General features: G+C 68.7%; 4 protein-coding genes. 1 reads left to right on the forward strand and 3 read right to left on the reverse strand.

Annotation, left to right across the window (positions count from 1 at the left end):
- Both K789_RS0104330 and nudC read right to left on the reverse strand, forming a co-directional pair.
- Nucleotides 1–842 (reverse strand): ATP-dependent helicase (locus tag K789_RS0104330; protein ID WP_157835661.1); only part of this gene is annotated, 842 nt, incomplete at its 3' end.
- Nucleotides 843–1043: 201 nt separating this feature from the next.
- On the reverse strand, nucleotides 1044–2171 hold the full coding sequence (nudC, locus tag K789_RS0104335; RefSeq protein ID WP_024365683.1) for an NAD(+) diphosphatase: 1128 nt from the start codon (nucleotides 2169–2171) through the stop codon (nucleotides 1044–1046).
- A gap of 191 nt (nucleotides 2172–2362) precedes the next feature.
- Here nudC and K789_RS0104340 point away from each other — a divergent pair, with 191 nt between their 5' ends.
- Nucleotides 2363–3703, forward strand: coding sequence for a macrolide 2'-phosphotransferase (locus K789_RS0104340; protein WP_024365684.1), 1341 nt, complete (start codon nucleotides 2363–2365; stop codon nucleotides 3701–3703).
- Here the strand turns inward: K789_RS0104340 and K789_RS0104345 are convergent.
- A partial coding sequence (locus tag K789_RS0104345) for a PD-(D/E)XK nuclease family protein (protein WP_024365685.1) occupies nucleotides 3700–4325 on the reverse strand: 626 nt, incomplete at its 5' end. The two genes, K789_RS0104340 and K789_RS0104345, sit on opposite strands and share 4 nt — an antisense overlap.

Here is a 4325-nt window from a genome sequence, read left to right on the forward strand (position 1 = left end):
CGGTAGTCGCGGATCAGCTTGACCACGGTGGCCTCGGGGTACTGGGCTTTGAAGCCGAGCAGGTGCTTGGGCGAGGCGCCGGTGAATGAGTAGATGGTCTGGCTGGCGTCGCCGACGACGCAGAGCTCGTCGCGGCCGCCGAGCCAGAGTTCCAGCAGCCGCTGCTGGAGCGGCGAAACGTCCTGGTATTCGTCGACGACAAAGTGGCGGTACTGCTCGCGGACGGTGGCGGCGACCTTCGGGTCCTCCTGCAGGATGCCTACGGTGATCAGCAGGACATCCTCGAAGTCGATCACGTTCCGGTCCGTCTTGACGTCCTCGTAGGACTGGAAGACACGGGCGACGGCGGTCAGGTCAAAGCCGCCCGGGGTGCCGCGGCCCTGGGCTTTTTCCAGGTAGTTGGCGGGCGTCAGCATGGACACCTTGGCCCACTCGATTTCGGAGGCCAGATCGCGGATCGAGGCGCGGTCGGTGCTGAGGCGCAGCCGCCGGGCCGCTTCGGCAATCATCTGGGCCTTGTGGTCCAGCAGGTTGGGCAGGACGCCGCCAACGGCCTGGGGCCAGAAGAACTGGAGTTGGCGCAGCGCGGCCGCGTGGAACGTGCGGGCCTGGACGTTGCCAACGCCGAGGTCGCGGAGGCGGCTGCGCATTTCGGCCGCTGCCCGCGCGGTGAAGGTGACGGCCAGGAGCCGCTGCGGGCTGTAGACGCCCGAGTGCACCCCGTAAGCGATGCGGTGCGTGATGGCGCGGGTCTTGCCGGTTCCGGCGCCGGCGAGGACGCACATGGGCCCCTGCAGGGTGCTGGCTACCTCGCGCTGTTCGGCGTCGAGGCCGCCGAGGATGCGCTCCTCGAGGGAGCGGTTGTCCGGTGCCGGGGGTTCCTTCTCCGGCGCCCCGTCGCCGGGCTGGCCGGCCGGAAGGTCGCTGGACTGGAAGAGATCTGTATTCACTGTTGCTGCTCAGTCGTTCGAGGGTGTGCGGTGGATGCGCGGCAGTAAGGGACCCGTGGTGCCGGGGCGCCGCTGCGTGTAGTCACGAGCGCCTTATGCACTGTCCGTCCGGTCCTGGATGACCCCGCCGTACCAGTGCTCGATGAGGGCGCGGGCGATGGACAGCCTGCTGGAAATGACGATCTCGCCGCTGAGCACCGCCTGTTGCAGTTCGCTCCGGCTGAACCAGCGCGCCCGGGTGACTTCGACGCCGTCGGGCGTGGCTTCGGTGTCAGTGGTCGTGGCCGTGAAACCTAGCATCAGGGAGGCCGGGAAGGGCCATGGCTGGGAACCGAGATACTGGCAGGCGGTGACCCGCACGCCGACTTCCTCGCCGATCTCACGCACCACTGCTTGTTCCAGGGACTCCCCCGGCTCAACGAAGCCGGCAAGGGTGGAGTAGTTCCGGGCGTCAAGGGGGCCGCCGCCGCCGAGCAGCAGCCGGCCGTCGGGACCCACGACAGTAACAATGATGGCGGGATCGGTGCGCGGGTAGTGCTCCGAGCCGTCTGCAGGGCAACGGCGGACCCAGCCTCCCGCCTCCGGCGCAGTGGCGGTGCCGCAGCGCGGGCAGTGGGTGTGGGTGGCGTGCCAGTTGGCGATAGCGCTGGCTTCGATGAAGATGGCGGTGTCCGTGGGGTCCAGCGTGGCGGCGACATCACGGAAACCGGCCCAGTGCGCACCTTCGGGGATGCCGGCAATGTGGGCTTCGAATTCCTCGGCCTGGACTTCGAACTGCTGCGGCAGGACAAAGAGGACCAGATGGGTGCCCGCCTCGAGGTCCGCACCGGGCAGGGCTGAGCCCAGGTAGATCAGCTGTTCCGGGGCATAGGGGGTGTCCTGCAGGTGCCGGGCGAGTTCGGCGGCATCCAGCAGCACCAGGCTGTTGCCGTTGATGAGGGCCTGCCGGCCGGACAGGACCATGGCCCGTGCGCCCCCGGCGGCCATGAGCTCCTCAAGCATTCCGGGCTTCAGCCGCGCGGCGGAGCCCCGGTCAATCAGCGCCGGGCGCACCGGCAGGACGGTGTCCTTGAGCAGGTTCGCAGCGGGGCCTGGGTGCGGGGGGATTGACGTGTCCTCGCGGGGCTGGCTCTCCGGGGCTTGATTCTTGGGTGCTTGATTCTTGGGTGTTGGGTTTTTGGGTGCCGGGTTTTTGGGTGCCGGTGACTCCGCAAGACTCATGTTCCTACCGTACTGACTCCCGCTGACAATTCACATTTTTCCCCGGCGTATGTGGGCATCCGCACCCGCCCCGGCGGCCGGCGTCACGGCGCAGCCCGGCGGGGCATCGCATTACCGCAAATTATTCCGGATCTTTCAGACTCGCCGTGGTGCATCGCCGTCTTGGGCGCCGCTCAATCTACCGTGGAACAGTGAGAAGAAAACCAATCGAACTGGCAGCCGTGGCAACCGCGGCGGTCCCCGGGCTGACCCCAACCGCCGTCAGCTCTGCGCCCGACGATCCGGCAGACTTCGATTCGGCTCTCCTGCTGGACTCCGAAGGCAAGCGCTGGCGCGTCCGCTCGCCTCGCCACGCCGAGGCCAGCGCCCGGCTGGAAACGGAATTCCTGGTGCTGCGCGCTTTCGTCCCCGGCATCCGCGCCGAGCTTCCCTTCCTGATGCCCACCGTGGCCGGGACCGTACGGCAGGGCCCGCTGAGCACTTTCGTCTACTCCCACCTGGCCGGATCGACCCGGTCGGTCGAGGAACTCGGCGCCGCAGCACCTGCCGTGGCCCGCGAAATCGGCGCGGCCCTCGCCGCCATCCACGACTTGCCGCACTCGCTGGTCAGCAACGCCGACCTGCCGAGCTACACCCCCAATGAGTTCCGCCAGCGCCGCCTCAACGAACTGGACCAGGCCGCGACGACCGGCAAGATTCCGCCGCTGCTGCTCCGCCGCTGGGAACACGCCCTTGAGGACGTCTCCCTGTGGCGCTTCAATCCGTGCGTGGTCCACGGGGACCTCCACGAGGACAACCTGCTGGTCGACGGCGACCGTGTGACCGCCGTGACCGGCTGGACTGATCTGCGGATCGGCGACCCGGCTGACGACATGGCGTGGCTGGTCGCGTCCAACGACCAGGACTTCGTGGACGCCGTGCTGGCGCACTACACCTCGTCGCGGCGCGACGTGCCCGACGCCCACCTGCTGCGGCGTGCGGCGCTCTCCGCCGAATTCGCCCTGGCGCAGTACCTCGTCAAGGGCATCGCCGCCGGGAACCAGGACATGATCGACGAGGCCGAGTCCATGCTCACCGCACTCGCCGAGGACGTCGCGGAACACGGCGGCCAGCCGATCAGCGTTGAGCCGCTCCCCCAGCCGGCTCCGGGCGATGTGCCTCTGCCGGCCGTGAGCAAGGTGACCCTGTTGGCACCCGACGCGGTCTCCGGGCTTGCCGCTGTTCCCTCCAGCACCGCGATGCCTGCCGTCCACGTGACGCCGATCCCCCTGGGAACCGCTGACGGTTCCGTGGGCGACGACGGCGCCGCCACGGGCGCTGAGCCTGCGAACAGCAACGTATCCAGTGTCTCCGTGACTGCGATCCCCCACGACGAACCGGCGGCCGGGCCAGCCGACGAACCGGCCGACGAAGAAGGTTCAGAGGCCGACACCTCAACCCAGTCGATCGCCGTCATCCAGGCGGCCGCACCCGGCCCGGCAGAAGACACCTCGACGACCGCGCTCACGGTGGTCGAGGCGAAGTCCCCCTAGCCGGTCCCCAGAGCCGTGGCGACGATTTGTTCAAGCCGTTCCGCTGAGCCCAGATCGTGCGGCCGCACCACCTCGTTGTCAGCCACGTAGTAAAACGCCGCCCGGACCTGGTCCAGCGGGACGTCCTTGAGCCGGGCCCAGGCCAGCCGGTACACAGCCAACTGGACTGCTTTGGTCTTCAGCTGGGCGGCGGACGGCCGCCGGCCGGTCTTCCAGTCCACTAGGTCCCACCCGCCGTCGGCATCACGGAAGACGGCGTCGATCCGGCCGCGGACCACGACGTCACCGATCCGCGTCTCCACCGGTACTTCAACGTGGGCCGGGGCGCGGTTGGCCCACTCGGACTGGCGGAACGTTTCCACCATGCTGTCCAGACCGTACGCCGCGTCGATGTGGTCGTCCGAGCGTGCCGCCTCACCCAAGTCAAGCATGCCGGCGGCGCCGAAATACTCCTCCACCCAGGCATGGAAGGCAGTGCCTTTGCGGGCGGACATCCCGGGTTCCCGCGGGACCGGACGCCGCAGCCGGGCGACGACGGAGCCGGCGTCAGCCTCCAGATCCACCAGCGTGGACGCGGAAATGTGGCCCGGCAGGTGCACATCCTGCACCGTGGTCCGGCGGG

The sequence above is a fragment of the Arthrobacter sp. TB 26 genome, from assembly GCF_000427315.1.
Taxonomy (GTDB): domain Bacteria; phylum Actinomycetota; class Actinomycetes; order Actinomycetales; family Micrococcaceae; genus Arthrobacter.

Coding starts and splice junctions, on each gene's coding strand:
- nudC (WP_024365683.1), bottom strand. CDS start 2,171: ATGAGTCTTGCGGAGTCACCGGCACCCAAAAACCCGGCACCCAAAAAC.